Source organism: Hanstruepera marina (assembly GCF_019880635.1).
Lineage (GTDB): Bacteria > Bacteroidota > Bacteroidia > Flavobacteriales > Flavobacteriaceae > Hanstruepera > Hanstruepera marina.
The window spans coordinates 1-1,137 of the sequence record NZ_JAINVX010000009.1; the positions used below are offsets into that span (position 1 = coordinate 1).

The 1,137-nt window shown below is 31.6% G+C and carries 1 protein-coding gene; it reads left to right on the forward strand.

The genetic code is table 11. The features are described from left to right. On the forward strand, window positions 1–998 hold a 998-nt coding region (locus tag K7G76_RS15320; RefSeq protein WP_223035091.1), incomplete at its 5' end, for a hypothetical protein. Between the last annotated feature and the right edge of the window lie 139 nt (window positions 999–1,137).

Here is a 1,137-nt window from a genome sequence, read left to right on the forward strand (position 1 = left end):
AACACGTTGGGCACAATATGAATAAACATCGAATGAAATACATAATTATCGGAATTTTATTAATCTCAACTTCTGTTTTTGGACAGGAGTTTAATTTTGACATTCATAATACTTCACTAGCTGAATATTTAAAAATGGAAGAAAGTTTGGGAAGCGAACAAATTCCGACTACTTCAAATCACGTTTCATTTAGCGGAGAAGCTCAACCAATTAAATATTTAAGAAAAGAGAAAGTAATTCCTGATCTAACCGCTTTTTACTTTTTCAAAAAAGCTGATTCAACAATGTCTTACATTCTCTACGAATGGGATGTTTCGAATTTTGAGAGACAAGACAATAATCAAAAATCAGAGAAATTTCAAAAAGCTTTAATCGCCAAATACAAAGAACTCAAAAAAGATATTTCAGAGGATTTCGGACAACCAAAAGTTAAAAGTAATTACTCAAATCTTGCTCAATATGACCAAAAGAATTTCTTTGAAGAGAAATCTACTTGGAATCCTAATGATAGTACAGAAGTAGAATTATATTCAATTGCATCTAACCATTACGAGAAAAAAGGTGCGATGACTATCAATCCTACGCACAGAATAAGACTTTATATTAGAAACCAATCAAAGGAAAAAGAAAAAATAATTCCTAAACTGGATGATAAAAAATTGGCAGAATTGGAAAAAATAAAAATTGAATTTTTCAATTATTTAAAAGCAAAGGATTTACCAAAATCAAAAGAGTTTCTATCGGACTTAATACTTGAAAAAGTAACAGATGAACAAATCAATATCTTGATTGAGAACATCAATTTTGAGAAACAGACAGAATTGATTTACAGCGGAGTTCAAATGGGATTAAATGGAAGTATGTTTACTCTACTTCAGTATAAATATTCTGACGACAAATCAAGTCCGCCAAGTGAAATGATAAAGTTGATTTTTGACGAAAAAGATAAAGTTGTAGGAATACAGCCGATTAAAATGCAAAATAAAATAACCGATTAAAAAATACTGTGCCCAACAACGGCTATAATTCATTGCGGCGGAATTTCCTCTCGGAAATTCCTACGTGTTTGCTAACTTTGGTTTACGGCGGAATAGTTCTCCCGAACCATTCCGCAACGAAACCATAGCCAAAACCGTT